Origin of the sequence: Amycolatopsis sp. cg5 (assembly GCF_041346955.1) — a bacterium.
Lineage (GTDB): Bacteria > Actinomycetota > Actinomycetes > Mycobacteriales > Pseudonocardiaceae > Amycolatopsis.
In genome coordinates this window covers 8,493,823-8,516,303 of sequence record NZ_CP166849.1, presented here as the reverse complement: position 1 = coordinate 8,516,303, position 22,481 = coordinate 8,493,823, and the positions used below count along the sequence as shown (strand labels likewise).

The 22,481-nt window shown below is 68.8% G+C and carries 18 protein-coding genes; 8 read left to right on the top strand and 10 right to left on the bottom strand.

The window, feature by feature from the left end; genetic code table 11:
- The first annotated feature begins 42 nt into the window (after window positions 1-42).
- On the top strand, window positions 43-603 hold the full coding sequence (locus AB5J62_RS38625) for a type 1 glutamine amidotransferase domain-containing protein (protein WP_370950452.1): 561 nt from the start codon (window positions 43-45) through the stop codon (window positions 601-603).
- A 416-nt stretch (window positions 604-1,019) separates the two neighbouring features.
- On the opposite strand, the gene AB5J62_RS38620 is transcribed toward AB5J62_RS38625, so the two are convergent.
- Window positions 1,020-1,775: a DUF4253 domain-containing protein gene (locus AB5J62_RS38620; RefSeq protein WP_370944982.1), complete on the bottom strand. Its 756-nt coding sequence runs from the start codon at window positions 1,773-1,775 to the stop codon at window positions 1,020-1,022.
- 137 nt (window positions 1,776-1,912) lie between these two features.
- The gene (locus tag AB5J62_RS38615; RefSeq protein WP_370944981.1) at window positions 1,913-3,559 is read right to left on the bottom strand and encodes a DNA repair helicase XPB; all 1,647 of its coding nucleotides are present in this window, start codon (window positions 3,557-3,559) and stop codon (window positions 1,913-1,915) included.
- 83 nt (window positions 3,560-3,642) lie between these two features.
- On the opposite strand from AB5J62_RS38615, the gene AB5J62_RS38610 reads away from it, so the two are divergent.
- Window positions 3,643-4,227 (top strand): hypothetical protein, encoded by a 585-nt coding sequence (locus AB5J62_RS38610; RefSeq protein WP_370944980.1) that lies wholly within the window; start codon window positions 3,643-3,645, stop codon window positions 4,225-4,227.
- Here AB5J62_RS38610 and AB5J62_RS38605 read toward each other — a convergent pair.
- The 3 genes from AB5J62_RS38605 to AB5J62_RS38595 are packed head-to-tail and all read right to left on the bottom strand — an operon-like array spanning window position 4,224 to window position 7,146.
- The gene (locus AB5J62_RS38605) at window positions 4,224-4,694 is read right to left on the bottom strand and encodes a hypothetical protein (RefSeq protein WP_370944979.1); all 471 of its coding nucleotides are present in this window, start codon (window positions 4,692-4,694) and stop codon (window positions 4,224-4,226) included. The genes AB5J62_RS38610 and AB5J62_RS38605 overlap by 4 nt on opposite strands.
- A gap of 54 nt (window positions 4,695-4,748) precedes the next feature.
- Window positions 4,749-6,122, bottom strand: a complete 1,374-nt coding sequence (locus AB5J62_RS38600) for an FAD-dependent monooxygenase (protein WP_370944978.1) — start codon at window positions 6,120-6,122, stop codon at window positions 4,749-4,751.
- Window positions 6,123-6,177: 55 nt separating this feature from the next.
- A complete protein-coding gene (locus tag AB5J62_RS38595; RefSeq protein WP_370944977.1) occupies window positions 6,178-7,146 on the bottom strand; it encodes an ABC transporter substrate-binding protein in 969 nt (322 codons plus the stop codon).
- A 198-nt stretch (window positions 7,147-7,344) separates the two neighbouring features.
- Between AB5J62_RS38595 and AB5J62_RS38590 the strand changes: the two genes are divergently transcribed.
- Genes AB5J62_RS38590 through AB5J62_RS38575 form a run of 4 tightly spaced genes read left to right on the top strand, consistent with a single transcriptional unit; the run spans window position 7,345 to window position 13,369 of the window.
- Window positions 7,345-9,888 (top strand): nitrate- and nitrite sensing domain-containing protein, encoded by a 2,544-nt coding sequence (locus AB5J62_RS38590; protein ID WP_370944976.1) that lies wholly within the window; start codon window positions 7,345-7,347, stop codon window positions 9,886-9,888.
- A 16-nt stretch (window positions 9,889-9,904) separates the two neighbouring features.
- Entirely contained in the window at window positions 9,905-10,570 is a 666-nt protein-coding gene (locus AB5J62_RS38585; protein WP_370944975.1) for a copper homeostasis protein CutC, read from the top strand.
- Window positions 10,571-10,603: 33 nt separating this feature from the next.
- Window positions 10,604-12,184, top strand: a complete 1,581-nt coding sequence (mdlC, locus tag AB5J62_RS38580) for a benzoylformate decarboxylase (protein WP_370944974.1) — start codon at window positions 10,604-10,606, stop codon at window positions 12,182-12,184.
- An 18-nt stretch (window positions 12,185-12,202) separates the two neighbouring features.
- A complete protein-coding gene (locus AB5J62_RS38575; protein WP_370944973.1) occupies window positions 12,203-13,369 on the top strand; it encodes an acyl-CoA dehydrogenase family protein in 1,167 nt (388 codons plus the stop codon).
- A gap of 522 nt (window positions 13,370-13,891) precedes the next feature.
- Here the strand turns inward: AB5J62_RS38575 and AB5J62_RS38570 are convergent.
- From AB5J62_RS38570 to AB5J62_RS38550, 5 genes are all read right to left on the bottom strand, one after another.
- Window positions 13,892-14,746 (bottom strand): ABC transporter ATP-binding protein, encoded by an 855-nt coding sequence (locus AB5J62_RS38570; RefSeq protein WP_370944972.1) that lies wholly within the window; start codon window positions 14,744-14,746, stop codon window positions 13,892-13,894.
- Window positions 14,747-14,750: 4 nt separating this feature from the next.
- On the bottom strand, window positions 14,751-15,563 hold the full coding sequence (locus AB5J62_RS38565) for an ABC transporter permease (protein WP_370944971.1): 813 nt from the start codon (window positions 15,561-15,563) through the stop codon (window positions 14,751-14,753).
- Window positions 15,560-16,330, bottom strand: a complete 771-nt coding sequence (locus AB5J62_RS38560; RefSeq protein WP_370944970.1) for an ABC transporter permease — start codon at window positions 16,328-16,330, stop codon at window positions 15,560-15,562. Before AB5J62_RS38560 ends, AB5J62_RS38565 begins: the two co-directional genes overlap by 4 nt.
- 1 nt (window position 16,331) lies before the next feature.
- Window positions 16,332-17,300: an ABC transporter substrate-binding protein gene (locus tag AB5J62_RS38555; RefSeq protein ID WP_370944969.1), complete on the bottom strand. Its 969-nt coding sequence runs from the start codon at window positions 17,298-17,300 to the stop codon at window positions 16,332-16,334.
- Window positions 17,301-17,365: 65 nt separating this feature from the next.
- A complete protein-coding gene (locus tag AB5J62_RS38550; RefSeq protein WP_370944968.1) occupies window positions 17,366-18,367 on the bottom strand; it encodes an ABC transporter substrate-binding protein in 1,002 nt (333 codons plus the stop codon).
- Between the two features lie 654 nt (window positions 18,368-19,021).
- Between AB5J62_RS38550 and AB5J62_RS38545 the strand changes: the two genes are divergently transcribed.
- Together AB5J62_RS38545 and AB5J62_RS38540 are read left to right on the top strand one after the other, a co-directional pair.
- Window positions 19,022-21,985: a nitrate- and nitrite sensing domain-containing protein gene (locus tag AB5J62_RS38545; protein WP_370944967.1), complete on the top strand. Its 2,964-nt coding sequence runs from the start codon at window positions 19,022-19,024 to the stop codon at window positions 21,983-21,985.
- Between the two features lie 2 nt (window positions 21,986-21,987).
- Window positions 21,988-22,470, top strand: a complete 483-nt coding sequence (locus tag AB5J62_RS38540) for a roadblock/LC7 domain-containing protein (RefSeq protein WP_091288094.1) — start codon at window positions 21,988-21,990, stop codon at window positions 22,468-22,470.
- Window positions 22,471-22,481: the final 11 nt, after the last annotated feature.

The window sequence follows — 22,481 nt, the reverse complement described above, 5'->3', positions numbered from 1 at the left end:
CGGCCCGGGTATCCGTTGCCTTCACCCCGAAAGAAGGAGCGAATAGTCGTGCCGGACACACTGACCGGTCGCCGGGTGGCGTTCGTCGTCGCCCCCGAAGGCACCGAACAGGTCGAGCTCACCGAACCCTGGAAGGCGGTGCGCGACGCCGGCGGCCAGCCGGAACTCCTGTCCACCGAGTCCGGTTCCGTCCAGGCTTTCAACCACCTGGACAAGGCCGACACCTTCCCCGTGGACCGCGTGATCGGCGACGCCTCCGCCGACGACTACGACGCGCTCGTCCTGCCGGGCGGCGTCGCCAACCCCGACTACCTGCGCACGGTGCCGGAGGCGGTCACGTTCATCGGCCAGTTCTTCGCGCAGGGCAAGCCGGTCGGCGCGATCTGCCACGCCCCGTGGACCCTCATCGAGGCCGACGTGGTCCGTGGCCGCCGCATGACCTCGTGGCCGAGCCTCAAAACGGACCTGACCAACGCGGGCGCGACCTGGGTCGACGAGGAAGTCGTCGTCGACGAAGGCTTCGTCACCAGCCGCAACCCCGACGACCTCCCCGCCTTCTGCGCCAAGGTCGTCGAAGAGATCTCCGAAGGCAAGCACGCCTGAAGGGAGTCGTGAGTGGTACGGCCGGTTATTGGGCGGAAGGTCAACGGTGGCGCGTCGGCCGCTGTCGCGGACTCGCCGGGCAGCAGGTCGGGGAGCGAGGGATGTGCGAGTGGTGACTCTGCTGCATCTAGCGGAGCAGAGTCACCACTCGCGGATAGCCGGGGGCTGTGGTGTGCGGGATAAAGCCCGCTTTACTCCGCGAGGTCGTGAGTGTTGCGGGTGTGAGGGCTGAAGTGAGGGGACCCCTCGGTGTGTATGTCGCACCCAGGGGTCCCCTCGCTCGCGGGTGCGACCGGCGCCTTCGCGACCACACGAATGGACGTGTCCGAACACCAACACGCCACATTTTCCCTTCCGGCCAATAGAACCGGCCATACCACTCACGACACCGAGCAGTCGGCGGGCGTGCCTGGAACTCAGGCCCAGGAGAACTTCCAGTGCCGCGAGTGGACCAGCCCGGCCGCGTACTCGCGGAGGTTGCCCGGCTGGCCCGCGAACGTCGGCAGGCTGAACGCGCGGTGCTCGGCGGCGACCGTGAGGGCGCGGCCCTGGCTGCGCGGGGGCGCGGACACCGAGAGCTCCAGCGAGTCGAAGCCGAGCGAGATGAGGGTCGCGCCGAAGCGCTCCTCCCAGCTGCGGAGCACGCCGGACAGTTCGGCGACCTGGTCGGTGAACTTGATCATGCCGGTCCAGCCGAGTATCGCCGGGATGTCGGCGGGACGCTCCGTCTGGACCAGGCCGAGGCGGTACTCGGCGTGCGCCGCGAGCACCGAGCCGGTGTTGCCCGCCTCGGCGAGCGGGTCGGCGCGGCGCTGGGGGCGGCGGGCGAGGCCGGGGAACTTGGCGCCGAAGGGGCGCAGGCAGGCGCCGTCGCAGCAGGAGGCGTCCCACCAGCGGTCGAGGGTGACCGCCGGGTCGGCCAGGCCGATCTTGTGCTGGGCGGGCGCGAGCCTGCCGCGATCGTCGATCCAGTCCTCGCCGTTGACCGCGAACCGCTGATCGCGGGGGATGAGCACCGGCCAGAGACCGGTCCGGTCGTACTCCGCGACGCACGTCAGGTACCGCGAAGACTGCGTCAGCGGCTCGTCCGAGACCCAGAGCCTGCCGTGCCAGTGGCCGGGCGGCAGGGTCTGGACGATCGGCGTGACCGGGCGGAACGGAGCGATGGTCATGGGAGGTCCCCTCGAACTGGTGTTCGGCTAGATGCCTCGAACAGTAGTTCGAATCACCGACAATTTCCAGTCCGATCTTCGCTCACCTGTTCGGGTGAACGTGAAAAGTTGCAGGTCAGCGCGGTGCGGTTCCGCCGCTACAACGGACGCAGCAGGTCGTCGGCGTCGACGATCAGGTACGCGTACCCCTGCTCGGCGAGGAACCGCTGCCGGTGCGCGGCGTACTCCGTGTCGACGGTGTCCCGCGAGACGACCGAGTAGAAGTGCGCCTGCCGCCCGTCGCCCTTGGGCCGCAACAGCCTGCCGAGCCGCTGCGCCTCCTCCTGCCGCGAGCCGAACGTGCCCGAGATCTGGATCGCGACCGAGGCCTCCGGCAGGTCGATCGAGAAGTTGGCCACTTTGGACACCACGAGCGTGCTGATCTCACCGCGCCGGAACGCGTCGAACAGCTCCTCGCGCTCCTTGTTCTTGGTGGCGCCCTGGATGACCGGCGCGTCGAGTTCGGCGCCGAGCATCTCCAGCTGGTCGAGATAGGCGCCGATGACCAGCGTCGGCTCGCCCTTGTGCTTCTCCACAATGGACTTGATGACCGCGGTCTTGGTGGCCGCCGTCGACGCCAGCTTGTACCGCTCCTCGGCCTCGGCCGTCGCGTACTGGAGCCGCTCGTTGTCGGTCAGCGTCACGCGGACCTCGACGCATTCGGCCGGCGCGATCCAGCCCTGCGCCTCGATGTCGCGCCATGGCACGTCATACCGCTTCGGCCCGATCAGCGAGAACACGTCACCCTCGCGCCCGTCCTCGCGCACGAGCGTCGCGGTCAGCCCGAGACGGCGCCGCGACTGCAGGTCCGCCGTCATCCGGAACACCGGCGCGGGCAGCAGGTGCACCTCGTCGTAGACGACCAGGCCCCAGTCACGCGAGTCGAACAGCTCCAGGTGCCGGTACTCGCCCTTGGTCTTGCGGGTGATCACCTGGTACGTGGCGATGGTGACCGGGCGGATCTCCTTCTTCTCGCCCGAATACTCGCCGATCTCCTCCTCTGTGAGCGACGTCCGCGCGATCAGCTCACGCTTCCACTGCCGCCCCGCGACCGTGTTGGTCACCAGGATCAGCGTGGTCGCCTGCGCCTTGGCCATCGCGGCCGCGCCGACGAGCGTCTTGCCTGCGCCACAAGGCAGCACGACCACACCGGAGCCGCCGGCCCAGAACGCCTCCGCCGCCATGCGCTGGTAGTCGCGCAGGTGCCAGTCGCCCTCGTCGAGCGCGATCGGGTGCGCCTCACCGTCGACGTAGCCTGCGAAGTCCTCGGCGGGCCAGCCGACCTTGAGCAGTGCCTGCTTGAGCCGCCCGCGCTCGGACGGGTGCACCACGACCGTGTCCGGGTCGATGCGCGCGCCCAGCATCGGGCTGATCTTCTTGTGCCGGAGGATCTCCTCCAGCACCGCGCGGTCGGTGGTCGACATGACCAGCCCGTGCGCCGGGTGGTTGGCGATCTGCAGCCTGCCGAACCGGCCCATCGTGTCGACGACGTCGATCAGCAGCGGCTGCGGCACGGGGAACCGCGAGTACGTGGTCAGCGCGTCGACGACCTGCTCGGCGTCGTGCCCGGCCGCGCGCGCGTTCCACAGCGCCAGCGGGGTGACGCGGTAGGTGTGCACATGCTCTGGCGCCCGCTCCAGCTCGGCGAACGGCGCGATGGCGGTCCGCGCGTCGGCCGCCATCGGGTGGTCGACCTCGAGCAGCACGGTCTTGTCTGATTGCACGATCAAGGGGCCGTCGGTCACCAGTCCTTTATACGTGGCTACGACGATCACCTGGGAAAAGCCCCGTGCGAAGATGGGCGCTCCGTGGATCGGGAGGGGACACCTTGAGCACGAACGAACCTTTCATGGCGCCGGCGCCCGAGGTGCCGAAGGTCGAGGTCAAACGGCTGGCCACCGGCGCCAAGGTCGGCATCGTGCTCGGTGTGGTCGTCGCCTTCCTGCTGAGCTTCGGCGTCTCGATGCTGTTCTTCCGGGTCGTGACCATCGCTTCGGACGTCGGCACCGGCGACTGCCTGAAGCTCCAGTCCGGCACCGGCGGCCACGACTTCGACTACCGCAAGATCTCCTGCTCGCGCGACGAGGCCGTCTACCGGGTGGAAGCGCGGGTGTCCAGCGGCGCCTCCTGCCCCCGCGGTGACTTCCTCAAGGTGAAGACGGCCACCAACCACAACCAGCCGCTGTCGACGCTGTGCTTGGCGCTCAACGTCGACACCGGCGACTGCGTGCGCAACGCGGACGGCGAAGCGGCCGCCGAGCGCATCAGCTGCGCGGCCAGGGGCGCCGAATCGAGGGCGATCGTGCACCGCTACGCCGCCGAGCCGGACCTGTGCTCGTCAGGCGACCACATCCTGGTTTACGAAGGCCCTTACGAGCGCACGATCTGCCTCACGCCCGTCACCAACGCCTAACGCGCCTTGACCACCTGAGCGGCGTCGATTTCGCGGTCGAATCGGTCAGCGACCTCGCTGCCGAAATGTTCGCGGAACCACTCCCTGACCGGTCCCCAGCGCCAGTACCCCAACGGGCTGTCGTCGCCGCTCGTGGCGCGAGGCGGGAAGCCGCCGGGGCCGACCACGTCGGTGGCGAGTTCGAGCACATACTGCTCGCTGAAGCCGAATCGGACCGCCAGGTCTTCTTCGCTGACGTAGTCGTCGTCGGCGTCGTGTGCGAACCCGATCACCCGCACACCCAGCTCCTCGGCCTCGGCGACCCCCGCCGCGAAAGCCTCGCTCCAAGACGACACCTCGTCAACGGACATGGTCGCGGCCGGGGGATCGTCGTCGATGCCGGAAACCCCCGTGGGAGTGCGCATCCCCGCCTCGATCTCATCGTCCGTCGGGACGCGGTCGAGAAGGACCGTGAACGTGTAGAACATCCGCTACTTCCTGTGGTCCTTGTGCCCGTCGGTGTCCCGGCACCTTAACCACGGCTAGTGGTGCGGGCTAGCCAGCTCCAAGTAGCCGTCGGGCCGGATCAGGAGAAGCTCGCCGTCGTATTCGCCGCTGGTCTTCGCGCGGACCGTCTTGATCCCGTCGTCCGGCACGTCGTGCGAGCCGAGGTCGAGGCGCAGCCACCGGCCCGGGTGCAGCAACGTCGAGAGCGACACCGGCCCGTCGTCCGTGACCAGGTCGAGGTCTGGCACCCGGCATGCGGTCGGGTAGCGCAGGTCGAGGCCGGACAGCAGCCCTGTGAGGTATCGGTTCGCGTCCGGCCGCCGGAACATCTCGGTGAAGATCTCCCGCAACGCCAGCACGTCCTGGGTCAGTGACGGCGCGGTGAACACGCGCTGGGCGGCGGTGTGGCGGAGCACCTCGGCGGCGACGGGGTGGCGTTCGTCGTGGTAGCTGTCGAGCCGGGACGGGTCGCCGTGCACCGCCTCGGCGAGTTTCCAGCCGAGGTTGAACGCGTCCTGGATGCCGAGGTTCAGGCCCTGCGCGCCGAGCGGCGGGTGGATGTGCGCCGCGTCGCCAGCGAACAGGATCCGGCCGTGCCGATACCGCTCGAGTTGTCGGGTGGCGTCGCTGAAGCGCGAGGCGACGCAGAGCTCGGCGAGCGAGGTTTCGTTGCCGTACAAGGCTTTCAGTGCGTTCTCTACCTCGTCGAAGGTGACCGGGGTGTCGCGTTCGGCCTGTTCGCCGATCTTGCCGAAGACGAACCGGTAGCGGCCTTCGGCGAACGGGGTGAGCATGCTCCAGAAACCGTTCGCCTGCCTGGTGATCTCGCGGAAATGCGCGATGCGCCTGGGCACCAGGTCCGACATGGCGGCGAGGCGGATGTCGGTCAGCGTCGCCACGTACGTGCCCGCGCTGCCGGGGAACGGCACGCCCAGCAGCTTGCGGACCGCGCTGTGCGCGCCGTCGGCGGCGACCAGGTAGCGGGCGCGGAACGTCGAGCCCGCTTCGACGGTGACGCCGTCGTCGTCCTGGCTGACCGCGGTCACCGGGTGCCCGCGCAACACGACCGCGCCGTCGCGGACCGCGCGGGCTTCGAGCGCGGCCTCGATCCGGTTTTGCGGCACGTTGCCGACCCTCGGGTGCTTCGTCTGCCATGGGCTGAAGTCCAGCGGCACCGGCAGTCCGCCGAAGTGGCCGACGGCGTCCGGCAGCCGCTCGCCGCCGATCGTGATCCCGCGCAGGTCGAACACCTCGAAGGTGCGGGGCTGCACGCCGTTGCCCTTGGCCATCTCGCTGGTCGACGGCAGCTTCTCGAGCACCGTCACCCGGACCCCGGCCAACGCCAGCTCGGCGGCCGTCACCAAGCCGGCGGGCCCGGCTCCCGCCACCAGTACATCTGTTTCGCGCACGGCAAACTCCCTCCACTTGGAGCAAAAGTATACCAAGTGCAGGAAGTGGCTGGGACTACTTTGGCCGGTCGCCTCCCGGCAGCAGCGCGATCACGTCGAGCCGGTCGTTGATCAGCTTCTCGTTGTGCATCAGGTCGGCGACCCGCTGCAGCCGGATGCCGTTGAGTGTGGTCGGGTACGTCCCCAGCGCGATGAGCGAGGCCGTCGTCGCGTCGATGTCGGAGAACTTGGGCAGCGCCGCGCGCACGACCGCCGGGTCGTCGGCGCGCTGCTGCGCTTCGCTGAGCACGAGCCGGAACAACGCGAGCGTCTTCGGGTTGGCCTGAGCGAACATCCCGCTCGACGCGTACCCGGACACCGGGAAGTCGAGGGTGGCGCCCGCGGCGCCGTCGGCGAGGATGCGCGCGCCGAGTTCCTTCTCCGCCCTGGTGATGTACGGCTCGACCATCCAGGCGGCGTCGACGTCGCCGTCGCGTAAAGCGTCAGCCATTCGATCGAAGGGATGTTGTTCGAAGTGAATCTTTTTCGGGTCCACTCCGGCCGTGCCCAGCGTCGATTTCGCGGCCAGTGAACCGAGATCGTCGAGCATGTTGACGGCGATGGTCGGTGATTTCTTGGCGGCCGGTTCCGGATACTTGGACGAGGGCAACGTCACCAGCGCCATGGTGTTGGGACCGGCTGTGTAAGCCTCGCCTTGCAACTGCAGCGCGGTGCCGCCCGCCGCCGCGCGGAACAATGCGACATCGCTGGCGAAAGCGACATCGAGCTCGCCCGCCGCGAGCCGGTTCAGCGCGGTGTTCTCCTGGCCTTGCTCGACAAGGTCGACCTGAAGGCCCGCGCTGACGAAACGCCCTTCCTGGACCGCGAGGCGCAGTGGCGCAGTGTCAATAACGTTGCCCACACCCACCCGAAGGGTTGTTCTTTCGAGTGAAACCGACGGCGAGCCGCGATCATTGCCGAACATCGAGCAGCTGGTCAGCGTCAGTACGCCGATGACCAGCGGAATCCCGATCTTTCGTGCCATCAGGGCCCCTCAACAGACGAGCGAATATGCTCCTTATGCTGGAGCTTAAGCGCCACTGGCAATAGCATCGCGGGCAGGCCGTACCACTAATGAGCGGCTTTCGGATCACTCAGAGTTTAACTACTCTGGAGTAGGTTCGAGGTCAAGCCCGCTATAGCCGGCCGCGTGCGTCACACGACGGTGGAAGAAGGAAGCCAGGTGAGCCGTCGCGAAAAGCGCGCCCCAGCGGGCGGCGCTGCTGGTGGCCGCTGGCGCCTTCGGAATTGGCACCTCCGTACGAAATTGTTCGTCGTACTGCTGATTCCCGCGCTCGCGGTCGTCGCACTGGTGGGCCTGCGCGTCAAATCCGATCTCGACGACGCGAAGGCGCTCGCGGAATTGGCGGCGCGCGGCCGAATCGACAACACTGTTACTGAAGTAATACACCAACTCCAGCGTGAACGGGACCTCACTGTCCGCTATGTGGCGGCGGGGCGTAAGGGTGACATCGCCGAGTTGCAGAATCAGCGCCAGCGGGTCGACATGGCGATCGGCACCTTCGACCGGACACTCGTCGACAGCCGCTCCCGGCTCGCCGCCAACGCGGCCGAAAGTCTCCGGCTCACCGAAGACCGCCTGGGCGTGCTGACCGGGCTGCGGTATTCGTCAGAGCATTCGCAGTTCCCGTCCGACGCCGTGCTGCGTGCCTACAGCGAGCTGATCGCTGGCATCCTCGACATCAGCGGCGCGTCGGCCGCCGACATCGCCGACCCCGAACTCGCCAGGCTGCGGCTGGCCACCAACGCGCTCGCCCGCACCAAGGACCAGATGTCGGTCAAGCGCGCGGTGCTGGCCGACGCGCTCGCGCTGGGCAAGCTGACCAACGATCGCACCCGCGCGCTGCTCGGCGCGGAGGCCGAGATCGACTCCGCGCAGCGCGACTTCCGCACCTTCGCGAACCCCGACCAGCAGCGGATGTACAACGACACGGTGATCGGCCTGGTGGTCGATCTCGGCAACAACCTCTCCCAGTCGGCGCTCACCCGCGCCGAGGGCGACGGGGACGGCGACCTCGGCGGGCTCGATCCCAACGTGTGGGACACCTCGTCCACCTACACGATCAACCTGGTCCACCAGGTCCAGCAGGCGCTGCTCGTCCAGATGCAGAACCGCACCGACTCGCTCGCCGCGGGCGCGCGGACGTCGGCGATCACCGACAGCGGGATCGTGCTCGCCGTGCTGCTGGTCGCCGGCGTGCTGTCGGTGATCATCGCCCGGTCTCTGCTGCGGCCGCTGCGCGTGCTGCGGCGCAGTGCGCTGGAGGTCGCCGAGCACCGGCTGCCCGCGGTGGTCGAAGGCATTCTCAACGCGCAGGAGCCGCAGCCGGAGAACGTGTTACGGCGCCTGGAGGTCGCGCCGGTGCCGGTGTTCAGCCGCGAGGAGCTGGGTCAGGTGGCGCGCGCGTTCGACGCGGTGCACGGCGAAGCGGTCCGGCTCGCCGGAGAGCAAGCGCTGCTGCGCGAGAACGTCAACTCGATGTTCGTCAACCTGTCGCGGCGCAGCCAGGACCTCGTCGAGCGGCAACTGTCCGTTTTGGACCGGATGGAAGCCGACGAGCAGGACCCCGACACGCTCGGCGGGCTGTTCGAGCTCGACCACCTCGCCACGCGCATGCGGCGCAACAGCGAGAACCTGCTCGTGCTGTCCGGCACCGACCTCGGGCGCATCGCGTCCGGCGCCGTGGTCGCCGACGAGATCGTCGGCGCCGCGCTGTCGGAAGTCGAGCACTACCAACGCATCGAGCTCAACCCGGCGCCCGAGATCGCGGTGCGCGGCGAGGCCGTCAACGACCTCGTGCACGTGGTTTCGGAGCTGCTGGAGAACGCGACCCGGTATTCGCCGGAGCAGACGATCGTCACCGTCGGGAGCTCGCTGACCCCGGCGGGCGCGTGGCGGATCGAGATCGCCGACCGCGGCGCCGGCATGCCGCAGGCGGAGATCGACCGGGCCAACAAGCGGCTGGAGAGCCCGCCGGAGGTCGACGTCGAGGTGTCGCGCCGGATGGGCCTGTACGTCGTCGCGACACTCGCGAAGCGGCACAACATCGACGTCCGCCTCGCCGCTGCCGAAGGCGGCGGCCTGATCGCCACCGTGCTCGTGCCGTCCGGGCTGGTCACCGAACCACCGCCGCCACTGGAACTTCCGCCGCCACCGCCGATCGAGCAGCCGGTCGCCGAAGAGGAGCCGCCCGCGTTCACCCCGCTGGCGCCACTGCTCAGCGAGCCGGAACCGCTGATGCTGCCGACGGTGGAGGAGACACCGCGCCGCGCGCCGGTCGTCGAGGAGTACACGCCGTCGTGGCCGGTCGAGGAGGAGCCGGAGGCGCACCACCTCGACGCGGACGCGCCGACCGAGCGGATGCCCGCGTACCAGGACGTGCTTTCGCGCTGGTTCCAGGCCGGACCACCGTCGCGGCCGGTACTGGCGCCGGTGGACCGCGCCGGTGCCGCGCCGGAACCCGTTTGGCCGTCGGAAGAAGCGTGGCCGACGGAGTCCGACGTGGACTTCGCGGGCGACAACGAGGCCACCTCGCCCGCGCTGCCGATCGCGCGCACTTCGGGTGAGGAGGGCGTGCAGTGGCCACCGGAGCCGATGCCGATACTCTCTCTTTCCCCAGACGCGGTGCGGGAGCGGATGAGTAGTCTGCAGGGCGGTGTCCGAAGAGGACGCCACGCGAGGGGCGAAGAAGACTCCGCGACTTAACGACAAAGGGACGGCAATGACGGGCCTGCTAGAAGTCATCGCACTCGACGCGGCCGACGCCGAAACCGCGCAGGCCGGTGGTGCCGACCGGCTCGAACTGGTCGCGGACATGGCGCTCGACGGACTCACCCCGGCACCCCAGACCGTGCGCGAGGTGCTCGGCGCCACCGATCTTCCGGTCCGGATCATGTTGCGGGACAACGGTTCCTTCGCGCCCGGCGATCTGCACAAGCTGCGCGGCGACACGCGGCGCCTCATCGATCTCGGCGCGCGCGAGTTCGTCTTCGGCTTCCTCACGCCCGACAACGAGATCGACGCCGTGGCGTGCCGCCTGCTCGCCGAGGACCTCCAGGGTCTGAAGTGGACATTCCACCGCGCCATCGACCGCACACGCAACCAACTGCGCGCCTACGACCAGCTCTCGCCGCTCGGCTGCGACACGGTGCTCGCCGCCGGGCACCCGGACGGTGTCGCGGCCGGGCTGCCGGTGCTGCGCGAGTTCGCCAAGCGCACTGGTCCGGACCTGCTCGTCGGCGGCGGCCTGCGGCGCGAGCACGTGCCGGGGCTGCGCGCGGACGGGGTGTCCGCGTTCCACGTCGGCAGCGCGGTGCGGCCGGGTGGCTGGACGTCCTCTTTGGACGTTGACGCGGTCCGCGAGTGGGCCGAACTCGTCAAGGGCTGATTCAGCCGGGTTTTTGCCACTAGGATGGGTGGCATGGCGACTGTGCGTGACGTCACCCGTGACCTGCTGCGAGAACTCGGCCTCACCACGGTGTTCGGCAACCCCGGCACCACCGAGGTCGCCTTTCTCACCGACTGGCCGAGCGACTTCCACTACGTGCTGGCGCTACAGGAGTCTTCGGTGGTCGCGATCGCCGACGGTTACGCGCAGGCGAGCCGCAAGCCGGTGCTGGTCAACCTGCATTCGGCCGGTGGGGTCGGGCACGCGGCCGGGCACATCTTCACCGCGTTCCGCAACCGGACGCCGCTCATCATCCTCGCTGGTCAGCAAACCCGGTCGCTGTTGCCGGACGAGCCGTTCCTCGGCGCGACCGACGCGGCGTCGTTTCCCAAGCCGTACGTCAAATGGAGCTGCGAGCCCGCGCGTGCCGAAGACGTTCCGGCGGCCATAGCCAGGGCTTATCACGTGGCGACACAGGCGCCGCAGGGTCCGGTCTTCCTGTCGGTGCCGCTCGACGATTGGGATGTCGAGACGGACAAAGCGGTCGCCTCGCGGCCGCGGATCGCCGGTTTCGCCCCGGATCCGTCGGTGCTCGCCGAACTCGCCGTCGCGCTCGACGCCGCCGAGCGGCCCGCACTCGTCGCCGGGCCCGCGATCGACCACGACGGCGCGGTGCCCGAGTTCGTCGAGCTGGCCGAGCGGCTGCGCGCCGACGTGTGGGCGAGCCCGATGTCCGCACGGTGTTCGTTCCCCGAAGACCACCCGCTGTTCCGCGGCTTCCTGCAGCCGGAGCGGGGGAAGGTCGCGTCGGCGCTGACCGAGTACGACCTCGTCGTGGTGCTGGGCGCGCCGGCGTTCACGTATCACGTCTACCGCGGCGAATCGGCGACGCCGCTGCCGCCGCTGTACGTGATCAGCGACGACGAGCAGATCCTCGCCCGCGCCGCCGAGGGCGTCGGCATCGGCGCGACCTCGCGGCTCGCGATCGAGGCGTTGACAGGGCTTGTCCACCAGTCGTCACGGCCACTGCCCGCCGCACTGGAACGTCCGCAGGCGGCGCAGGGCAGTCTGATCTCGGCTGACTTCCTGTACGCGACGCTGTCGGAGTTGTTGCCGGACAACGCGATCGTCGTCGAAGAGACCCCGAGCCACCGGCCCGCGCTGCAGGCGCAGCTGCCGATCAAGTCCACCGACACCGGGTTTTTGACGGTGGCCAGTGGCACACTGGGATATGGCCTGCCCGCCGCGGTCGGCGCGGCGATGGCGCGGCCGGAGCGCAAGGTCGTCGCGGTCATCGGCGACGGGTCGAGCATGTACTGCGTCCAGGCACTGTGGACGGCCGCGCGGGAGAACGTGCCGGTCACGTTCGTCATCCTGGACAACTACCAGTACGCGGCGGTGCGCATCCTCGGCGAGGCGAGCGGCGGGGAGAAGGTGCCCGGCGTTGATCTCGGCGGCATCGACTTCACCGCGCTGGCCGGCAGTCTCGGCTTGGTGGCCCGGCACGTCGAGCGGCCCGAAGAGCTGAAAACGGCCTTGTCTTCCGCCTTGTCCGATGATCGGCCGAATTTGCTGCACGTGCGCGTTGACCCGAATCCGGTTGCCCTGTATTGAGGTTGTGTGCAACCCCTCTTGAGCGCTGAACAGCGAGAACTGGTCGACCGCGCGGGCAAGCTCGCGGACGTGTTCGCCGAGCGTGCCGCCGAGCACGACCGCGAGAACACGTTTCCCTTCGCCAACTACGACGACCTCGCGGAAGCCGGCTTCCTGCGCCTTTCGGTGCCCAAGGAACTCGGCGGCTTCGGCGCCGGCCTCGCCGAGATCCTCCCCGTGCTGGAGCGGCTGGCGATGGGCGACGGCGCGACCGCGCTGGCCGTCACCATGCACATTTCCCCGCTGGGCCAATGGGCGAACGTCTGGCGCCGCACCCAGAACCCGCGCCTGGAGGCCCTGCTCCGCCAGGCCGCCGAGGGCGGTCTCGTGTGGGCGTCGGTGACCAGCGAAATGGGCCTGCGCAACGACATGACCGACGCGAACACCCGCGCGGAGAAGGTCGACGGCGGCTTCGTGCTGACGGGCCGGAAGAGCTTCGCCACCAACACTTCCGTCGCGACGCACTGTTCGACGACCGCGCGTTTCGAAGACGCCGAGGGCGGCCCGCGGCTGCTGCTGTGCCAGATCGCGCTGGACCAGCCCGGCGTGACGATCCACAAGACGTGGAACACCATGGGCATGCGCGGCACCCAGAGCAACGACCTCGAACTCGACGGCGTCTTCGTCTCCGACGACCGCGTGGTCCATTCGTTGCCGGTCGGCCACTTCGACGCCCGCGTGCTCGAAACCGTGTGGGCATGGGCGATGCCCGCCTTCGCGTCCGTCTACACGGGAATCGCGGCGGGCGCGCTGGACTGGACGGTCCGCAGTCTCGTCAAGCGCGGCAAGGCCGAGGACCCGGTGCTGCAGGACGTGATCGGCGAGTGCCAGATCCTCGTCGAAAGCTCACGCGCGCTCATCCACCGCCACGTCGACGATGTCTCCAGCGGACGGCTGTTCGGCGGCGACGTCCAGGAAGGCGTCGCCCGCTGCGGCCTCGTGAAGTACGTGGCCAGCAACAACGCCGTGAAGGTGCTGCAGCGCCTCGTCGACGTCATCGGCGGCGCCTCCTACACGAAGGCGCTCCCGTTCGAGCGGATGTGGCGCGACGTGCAGGCCTCGACGTTCATGCCGATGGGCAACCTGGCCGCGCGCAAGCTGATCGGCGCCTCGGTACTGGGCGTGCCCACGCTCCCCACGTCGTAAGGGCTCGTGCGCGTTGCGGGCGGTTAGAACCGCCCGCAACGCGCACGACCACCTAGGACACGAGCGGGGCTTTTGTTCCGCTCAGGGTGATGAGAGTGGCTTTTGTGTGCGGGACGCGATTGACGCGGTAGGGAGCTGCCTCTCGGACGTCGCAAGCAGCTCCTGCTTGCCGACCTTGACAGCTTCCTCACCACCCGCGCGCTCGACGTGTGCCGCGCGGACGTCCCGCCACCGGGAGTACCCCGTCATGATCGCTCTCCTTGGTAGCGCAAGCTTTCTGACCAGACAATGAGCGGTATCGAGCCTACGAGCAATGAAGCCGGTCGTGCGTGCGCCATGCTGGCCAAGGGCTTGTGAGTGGTAACTCCGCTGCATCTAGCGGAACAGAGTTCACACTCGCTCGCCCACGGCCGCAGGCCTGACGGAGTTGGTTTTGGGCCGTCAGGTGGCCCAAAACCAACTCCGTCGGCTCAGGTGACAAGGGCGAAGTTGAGCGTTCAACGCCTTAACCTGCGCACGACCTCAGGAGTCTTGGCGGGCCCGGGTTTTGGGCGTGGCTTCGGTGCCGCTTTCGGCCAGATCCCACTCGGCCGCGTCGGCGGCCGCGGTCTCCGCCTCCGGGGTCGAGCCGTGCAGGAGCCGGGCCACCTCGCCGCGCAACGTCACGAACTCCGCCGATTCGCGGGTCGTGATCTGGTCGCGGTCGGCGGGCAGTGGGACCGGGAGGTCCGCGACGATCGAGGCGGGGGACTTCGACAGCACCAGCACCCGGTCGCCCAGGTACACGCTTTCGTCGATGTCGTGGGTGACCACCAGGATCGTCGCGCCCTGCTCGCGCTGGACGCGGCGGGTGAGGTCTTCCAGCTCGAAGCGGGTCTGCGCGTCGACCGACGCGAAGGGCTCGTCCATCAGCAGCAGTGCCGGGCGGGAGGCCAGCGCGCGGGCGATGGACACTCGCTGCTGCATGCCGCCGGACAGCTGCCAGGGGAACTTCGAGCCCACGCCGGAAAGGCCGACCGAGTCCAGTGCCTCCAGTGCGCGCTTGCGACGGTCGGACTTGCTCAAACCGCCCCAGCGCAAGGGGAACTCGACGTTCTTGGCGACGGTCAGCCACGGGAACAGTGAGCGGCTGTAGTCCTGGAAGACGACCGCGAGGTCGTCGGGGACGCCGCTGACCTTGTCGTCGTGGAGCTTGACCGTGCCCGACGTGGGCGGCAACAGGCCCGCGATGCAGCGGAGCAGTGTCGACTTGCCGCAGCCGGAGGGGCCGACGATGCAGGCCAGCTGACCGGCCTCCACCGTGAACGACAGGTCGGCGACGGCCACGTGCGTGCCGTAGTTGTGGTTGAGGCCGGTCACCTCGAGCATGTTCGTCATCTGGTTAACCCTTCGAGGCTCGCGCGGGCTGCCAAGCCAGCACGCGGTGTTCGACCATCAGGAGCAGCGAGTTCAGTCCGTAACCGAGCACGCCGAGCAGCACGATCCAGGCCCACATGGTGGTGAGCTCGTACGACCGCTGTGCGGAGAGCAATGAGTAGCCGATCCCGTTGTAGGAACCGAAAAGTTCCGAGATCACCATCAGGATCAGGGAAACCGACAGGCTCAGCCGCAGCCCGGCGAAGATCTTCGGCAGCGCCGCGGGCAGCACGACCATGGTGATCCAGTACGCCTTCGGGGTGCGGAACGAGCGCGCGGTCTCCTGCTTGACCGGGTCGACCGATCCGGCGCCGTCGACCGTGTTGAGCAGCACCGGCCAGATCGAGCCGAAGATGATCGCCGCGATCTGCATGCCGGGGCCGATGTTGAACAGCACCCAGAACACCGGGATCAGCGCGGGCGGCGGGATCGCGCGGAAGAACGCGAACAGCGGGCCGACGTAGTCCATGCCGGTGGCCGAGCGGCCGAGTGCCGTGCCGAGCGCGACGCCGAGCACGACCGCGATCAGCCAGCCGCCGAGCATCCGGACGACGCTGGGCACGATCTGGTCGAACACCACGTCGGTGAGGAACAGGTGGGACGCCGGGCCGGTGAACCACAGTTTCGCCGCGCTCGCCGCGATCTCGCTGGGCGGCGGGAAGAACAGGTCACCCGCGAGCCTGGTCGCGATCTCCCAGGCGGCCAGCAGGCCGAGGAACAGCAGCCAATAGCGGGCGAACCCGCTCAGTCCTTTGCGGACAGTCGTGGCGACGCTCATTTGACCGCCTCCCGGTCGACCGTGCTCCAGCGGAACAGCCTGCGCCCGAGTCGCTCGAGCCCTTCGTTGCTCAGGTAACCGAGCAGACCGGCGATCACGGTCCCGGCGAGCACCAGGTCCATCCGGCCTGCTCCTTCGCTGACACTGACCAGGAACTGGCCGATGCCCTTGCTGGCGCCCGCCACGAACTCGGTGCTCACCACCAGGATGAGCGCGATCGCCGACGACATCCGGATGCCGGTGAAGATGAACGGCGCCGCGTGCGGCAGCGCGACCGAGCTCAGCATCCGGGTCTTGGACGTGCCGTACGAGCGCGCGGTCTCGGTGAGCACCGGGTCTATTTCGGACATCGCGTAGATGGTGTTGAACAGGATCGGCCAGACCGCGGCGTACACGGCGAGCGTGATCTTCGCTTCGGGGCCGCCGCCGATCACCAGCAGCACCAACGGGATCAGGGCCACCGAGGGGATCGGGCGGAGCAGTTCGACGATCACCTTGGTCGAGTCGCGCAGCCAGGCGACGCTGCCGAGCAGCAGCCCGGCGGGCACCGCGACCACGACGGCGATGAGCATCGCGATGAGCCAGGCGAGCGCGCTGGCGATGATGTGGCCGATGAACACGGGATCGCCGAGCAGCTCGAAGAGCCTGGCGAACACGATCGTCGGCGGGGGCAGGAAGAGCGCGTTCACGAACCCGGCCCGTACGAAGCCTTCCCACAGCAGGAAGAACACGAGCAGGCCGGTCAGGTTGCGCAGAAGTCTTGTCACGTTATCCCTGTGGAGCGAGCATCGGGCCGACATCTAGCCGCCCGCCGATGACCTGGAACTCGAGCAGCTGGTCGGGTACCCGCTGCAGCCGCCGAGCGTCCAAGGTGGAATGGAAGTTGGGCAAGGTGACCAGCGCGGCCGTGTCCTGGTCGACCTTGGAGAACTCGGCCACGTACGGCTGGACGGCCGCGCGGTCGGCCGACTCGTCGGTCGCCTTCTTCATCGCGTGCTGGAAGGCGGTGACGGTCTTCGGGTTGGCCGCCGCGAACTTCGCCAGCGTGCCGTAGCCCGCGATCGGGAAGTCCTCGGTCGGACCGGTGGCCACGTCGGCGACCGGCACGGCGCCGATCGTCCTGGCCGCCTGGGTGATGAACGGTTCGGGCAGGTAGGCGGCGTCGACGTCACCACGGCTCAGCGCCGCGGCCATGTCGGGGAACGGGATGGGTGTCCACCTCACCTCGCGCTGGTCGACGCCCGCCGCCTTCATCGCCGCCATCGACATGATGTGCGACGCGGTGTTGAGCGCCGAGACGCCGATCTTCTTGCCTGCCAAGTCCTGAACCGACCGCACGGCCGAACCCGGCTTGGTGACGATCATGTTGCTGCGCGGGCTCGCGGACACCGAGTCGGCGACGATCTTGATGTCGGCCGCCTTCTTGTCCTGTGCCACGAAGAACGGCACGTAGCTGGCGAACGCGAGGTCGGCCTGCCCGCTGATCAGCGCGGCGAGAGTGGCCTGGCTGCTCGGCGCGGTGGTGATCTCGAGTTCGAGTCCTTCCGCCTTGAAGTAGCCCTTCTTGTTCGCCAGGTGCAGCGGGGCGAGATCGATCGTGGAGATGAGCGCGACCTTGATCTTCGGTTTCTCGACCGTGCCGCCCGCCTGCGCCGGGCCGTCCTCGGAACCGCCCAGCGCGCCGCATCCGGTGAGCGCCGCCGACAGCGCCAGTGCGAGTACGGCACGTCTGAGCACAGCGGTTCCTTTCACCGCAACGGAAAAGGCCGCCCCGCCCGAAGAGGCGAGGCGGCTTCAACCGGTCAGGAAATGCTCGCCTGCGGGGCGATCATCGTGTTGACGTCGATCCGCGCGGTGATCGTGCCCTGGTCCTTCAGCAGGTCGGGGACCCGCTGCAGGCGCCGTGCGTCCAAAGCGGACTGGAAGGTCAGCAGCGTGGTCAGCGCGGCGGTGTCCTGGTCGATCTTGGCGAACTCGACCATCAGCGGCTCGATCTTCGACCGGTCGGCCGATTCCTTCGTCGCCTTCTGCATGGCCTTCTGGAACGCGGCCACCGTCTTCGGGTTGGCGTCGGTGAACTTCGACTGCGAGGCGTAGCCCGCGGTCGGGAAGTCCGCCGTGGCACCGGTCGCGGTGTCGACCACCGGGACGGCGCCGACCTGCTTGGCCGCCGAGGTGATGAACGGCTCGGTCAGGAAGCCGGCGTCCACGTCTCCACGCTGCAGCGCGGCCGCGATCTGCGGGAACGGGATCGGCACCCACTTGACGCCGCTGGACTCGACCATGTTGTCCTTCATGACGGACTTGGTCAGCGTGTCGCAGATGGTGTTCTCACCGGTGATGGCGATCTTCTTGCCCGCGAGGTCCTTGACGCTCTTCACCGGGCTGTTCGGCATCGCGACGACCACGGTGCTCTTCGGCGCGGCGGAAGAGGCGTCGGAGACGAACTTGATGTCCGCCGCGCCCTTGCTCTTCGCCAGGAAGAACGGCGTGTAGCTGCCGTAGGCGATGTCGACCTCGCCTGCGATCAGCTTCTGCAGCGAAGCCTGGCCGCTGGGCACGTCGACGACCTCGACCTCGAGGCCCTGCTCCTTGAAGTAGCCGTTCTTGACGGCGAGGTGGAACGGAGCCATGTCGATCGTCGGCATCGCCGTGACCTTGATCTTGGGCTTCTCCAGGCCCCCGCCGCCCGAGGACGACGAGCTGTCGGAACCACCTAGTGCGCTGCAGCCGGTGACGGTCACCAGAGCGGTGAGTGCCAGACCGAGCGCCGCGCGTCGTCTGTACCCCCGGGAAGTGCTCATGGCATGTCGAAGCAAAGCCAGCTCCTAGCAGAAAACAGGTCGCGCGACGCCGTCATGGGATGCGTCGGCGCCGCGGACCCGGATGGATTGGGTGTGGTCCCCCTCAAGCGTGCGCTCGGCCACGTTTGCATGGTCGGCGTGAGTCACGCGGTCACTGTAGAGACCTGACCCACTGCCCTACAATGGGTGTTTGAAACTTGCCGCTGCGTGGCCGATGTCACCTGATCGAGAAGATCGGCAGGTCAAGGCGATAACTGACCGTGTCACTCTGCGGGAATGTGTCAAACGTCCCATGATTGACAACGAGACAGAGTTGGCCTATTCACCGCCAGCCGCCGGAAGGGTTACATCTGACCTGTTCGTTCGCTACCCTCTGCACCTGCGATCAGGCATGGACCACCGAATCTGATGAGATGGAGAGCTTGGATGGGTGAGCGGACCGAGCGGTGCTGAACCGATCATGCCCGCGCCACCGTGTCCAGGACTGAGCCGGTAGTGGCCGACCCGCACACGAATGACGTATTCAGCTCGCCGAACGATGGTGGTACAGCGGTGCCGACGATAGACACCGCGGGGGTAGGAGGCACCCCTGCACAGCGCGACGAAGTGGACGCCGAGCAGCAACCTGTCAAGCAGGGCCGCTCGCTCCTAGGCATGCGCAACTGGCGGTTGCGCTCGAAACTGGCCGCGATCCTGATCGTCCCGACGCTGGTCGCGCTCGCACTCGGCGGGCTACGGGCGTACGACGGACTGGACCGTGCTTCCCAGTTCCAGCTCACGGCCGACCAGGTGGACTTCGCCACCAAGGTCACCGCCGTCATCCACGAGCTGCAGAACGAGCGTTTCCTCGCGCTCGGCCGCATCGCCTCCGACGACCCGACCCGTCAGGTCGCGCTGGACCAGCAGATCAGCAAGGTCGACCGGGTGGTCGACGAGCTGCGCACGTCGGCCAACGAGCTGAAGACCCAGGACCAGGCCACCAAGGACCGGTACACGCGAGGCCTGCAGCGGCTCGACGCGCTGCGCCCGCTGCGCAGCGCCTCGAACACGCCGACCTACTCCGAACTCGCCGCGCTCGGCACCTACTCGTCCGTGCTGGACGCGCTGGTGCAGCTCGGCCGTGAGATCAACACCTCGGTCGCCGACCGCGAACTGCTGCGCCAGGCCGCCACCGCGCAGGCGATCAGCCAGGCCAAGGAGTTCGTCGCCCGCGGCGACGCGGCGCTGGAGATCGCAGGCATCCGCCAGGCGTTCACCGGTGACATCCTCGAGCAGATCCGCGACGCGCAGGCCAGTGGCGCCGCCGAGGTCGCGGCCTTCCTCGCCGACGCCGACCCGGCACAGCGCCAGCTGTACTCCGACACGTTCAGCGGGCCGGAGGTCGACGACCGCCAGCGGCTGCGCGTCGAGACCTTCGCGCGCAACGACCAGGGCCTGCCGCCCAACGTCGACAAGCTGCGCCTGAGCACCGACAGCGCCGTGGCGCTGGGCAAGCTGCGTGCCGTCGAGTCGAACCTGCTCACCACGCTGCGCAACCGGGCCGACGACCTCGCCTCGGAAGCGACCCGCGCCGCCTGGATCGAGTCGGCCATCGTGGCGCTGGCGCTGATCGCCGCGCTCGCGCTGATGCTGCTCATCGCCAGGCTGATGCTGCGCCCGCTGAAGGTCCTGCAGACCTCGGCGCTGAGCGTGGCGCGCGGACTGCCGGACACCGTGCAGGCCATCCTCGACAACCCGGACCCGGTCAAGGCGTCGAAGAACGCCGTCGAGCCGGTGCCGGTCGACTCCACCGACGAGATCGGCGAAGTGGCCCGGTCCTTCGACGTGGTCCACGAGCAGGCCGTCAAGATGGCCGCCGAGCAGGCACTCCTGCGCGAGAACGTCAACGGCATCTTCGTGAACCTGTCCCGCCGCTCGCAGCGGCTGGTGGAACGCCAGCTCGGCGTCATCGACCGGCTCGAGGCCGACGAGCAGGACCCCGATCACCTCGCGAGCCTGTTCGAGCTGGACCACCTGGCGACCCGGCTCCGCCGCAACGGCGAGAGCCTGCTGGTGCTTTCGGGCGCCGGTCTCGCCAAGTCGGTGCCCAAGCCGGTGCCCGCCGCCGACGTCATCGGCGCGGCGGTCTCCGAGATCGAGCAGTACGCGCGCATCGAGATCGGCATCGTGCCCGACGTCGCCGTGCAGGGCCTGACGATCCACGACCTCGTGCACGTGCTCGCCGAGCTGCTCGACAACGCCACCTACTTCTCCGAGCCGGAGACGAAGGTGACCGTCCGCGCGGTCATCACGCGCAAGAAGGCGCTCGCCATCCAGGTCACCGACCACGGTGTCGGCATGTCCGAGGACGCGGTCGCCGAGGTCAACCAGCGACTGGCCGAGCCGCCTGACCTGGACGTCGCCGTGACCCGCCGGATGGGCCTGTACGTGGTCGCCCGCCTGGCGAAGCGCCACGGCATCGAGGTCCGCCTGCGCGAGAACGAGGACATCGAGGGCGGCATGATCGCCCGCGTCGTCGTGCCCGCGGAGCTGCTCACGCCGCTGCGCTCCGGCGCCGACGCCCGTCAGGCGCCGCCGGCCACCCGCGCGGAGACCTCGAACCCGTCGTGGCCGTCGATGCCGAGCATCCCGCCGGTCAACAAGCCGCCGCAGCCGATGCAGTCTTCGCTGCCGTCGTTCCCGCCGGTGCCCGCCGCGGAGCCCGCTCCGCAGCCACCCGCGCCCGCGACCGCGAACGGCAGCGCCGACAGCAACGGCGGGCTCAAGCCGCTCGACCAGCCGATCAGCCTCGACGACCTGGTCAGCGGCGGCAACAAGGCCTACCGCAGCCCGAACCCGCCGCCGCCACCCGCGTGGCCGACGACCGAGGACATCGACACCGTCCACGGCGAGGGCGCCAGCGCCGACGCGAACGAGTCGACCGCGTACACCCCGCTCGTGCTGCCGAAGCGTGAGCCGAAGTACGTCGCGCCGGAACCGCCCAAGCCGGAGAAGCCCGCGCAGGACGCCGCGGCGCTCGAGGACGACGTCCCGACGCGCAGGCTGCCGATCTACCAGTCGGTGCTCTCCCGCTGGTTCAGCGAGGACGGCGAGGAGCAGCCGCCGCTGCCGCCGGAGGCCAAGAAGGTCGAGCCGACGCTCGCCGACGAGGCCGTCGCGGACATCGACGAGCGCGACGCCGCCGACCAGCACCACGACGAGGGGCACACCGAGGTGGTCGACACCATCGACGCCGACGACGAGCCGCCATCGGTGCCGCCGGTGCTACCCACGCCGGAGCCCAGCTGGCGCAGCTCGGCGGACGAGGGCTGGCAGGCCGCGCAGTCGCTGCTGGAGACCAAGAACGAGGAAATCACCCCGGCCGGTCTCCCCAAGCGGGTGCCCAACGCATACTTGGTACCGGGATCGATCGGCAGCCCGAGCGATTCCAACGCGTTCACCGACACGACCTCGGCCCAGCCGGGTACGGGCGCCATCGCCCGGTCGGCGTCGGCGGCGCGGAACAGGATGGCGAGTTTCCAGCGTGGCTACACCTCCGGTCGCCACGCTATGAAGGAGCAGGCGCCGGTAGGCGGCGGCGCCATCGGTTCCGAGTCGGCAGAGAGCAGTGAGGAGTGAAAGTGACACGGGCGGGTGCAGTTCAGCCGGGGGGCCAGGCGCAGCCGAACAACGCCGCGCAGGGCAAGGCCGGCCAGTCGGGTAGTTTCGCGTGGCTCATCACGGATTTCGTGCACCGGGTACCCGGTGCGGCGCACGCCGTGGTCGTCTCCGCGGACGGCCTGCTACTGGCGGCTTCGAGGGGCCTGCCCAAGGACCGAGCCGACCAGCTGGCGGCGGTCGCGTCCGGCCTGACCAGCCTGGCACGCGGCGCGGCCAAGGTCTTCGAAGGCGGCACGGTCGCGCAGACCGTCGTCGAGATGGCCAACGGCTTCCTGTTCCTCATGTCGGTGTCCGACGGGTCCTGCCTCGCGGTGCTCGGCGCGCCGGACAGTGACATCGGGCTCGTGGTCTACGAGATGACGCTGCTGGTGGAGCGGGTCGGTCAGCAGCTGACTCCGGAACTGCGCGCGCAGCTCCAGGGCACGTCCACCATCCGGCGCTGAGCCGAGGAGAG

Bases quoted from the DNA above. Each gene is read 5' to 3' on its own strand.
- AB5J62_RS38620 (WP_370944982.1), bottom strand. From the start codon at position 1,775: ATGACCATCGCTCCGTTCCGCCCGGTCACGCCGATCGTCCAGACCCTG.
- AB5J62_RS38605 (WP_370944979.1), bottom strand. From the start codon at position 4,694: ATGTTCTACACGTTCACGGTCCTTCTCGACCGCGTCCCGACGGACGAT.
- AB5J62_RS38595 (WP_370944977.1), bottom strand. From the start codon at position 7,146: ATGGCACGAAAGATCGGGATTCCGCTGGTCATCGGCGTACTGACGCTG.
- AB5J62_RS38585 (WP_370944975.1), top strand. From the start codon at position 9,905: ATGACGGGCCTGCTAGAAGTCATCGCACTCGACGCGGCCGACGCCGAA.
- mdlC (WP_370944974.1), top strand. From the start codon at position 10,604: ATGGCGACTGTGCGTGACGTCACCCGTGACCTGCTGCGAGAACTCGGC.
- AB5J62_RS38570 (WP_370944972.1), bottom strand. From the start codon at position 14,746: ATGACGAACATGCTCGAGGTGACCGGCCTCAACCACAACTACGGCACG.
- AB5J62_RS38565 (WP_370944971.1), bottom strand. From the start codon at position 15,563: ATGAGCGTCGCCACGACTGTCCGCAAAGGACTGAGCGGGTTCGCCCGC.
- AB5J62_RS38550 (WP_370944968.1), bottom strand. From the start codon at position 18,367: ATGAGCACTTCCCGGGGGTACAGACGACGCGCGGCGCTCGGTCTGGCA.
- AB5J62_RS38545 (WP_370944967.1), top strand. From the start codon at position 19,022: ATGCGCAACTGGCGGTTGCGCTCGAAACTGGCCGCGATCCTGATCGTC.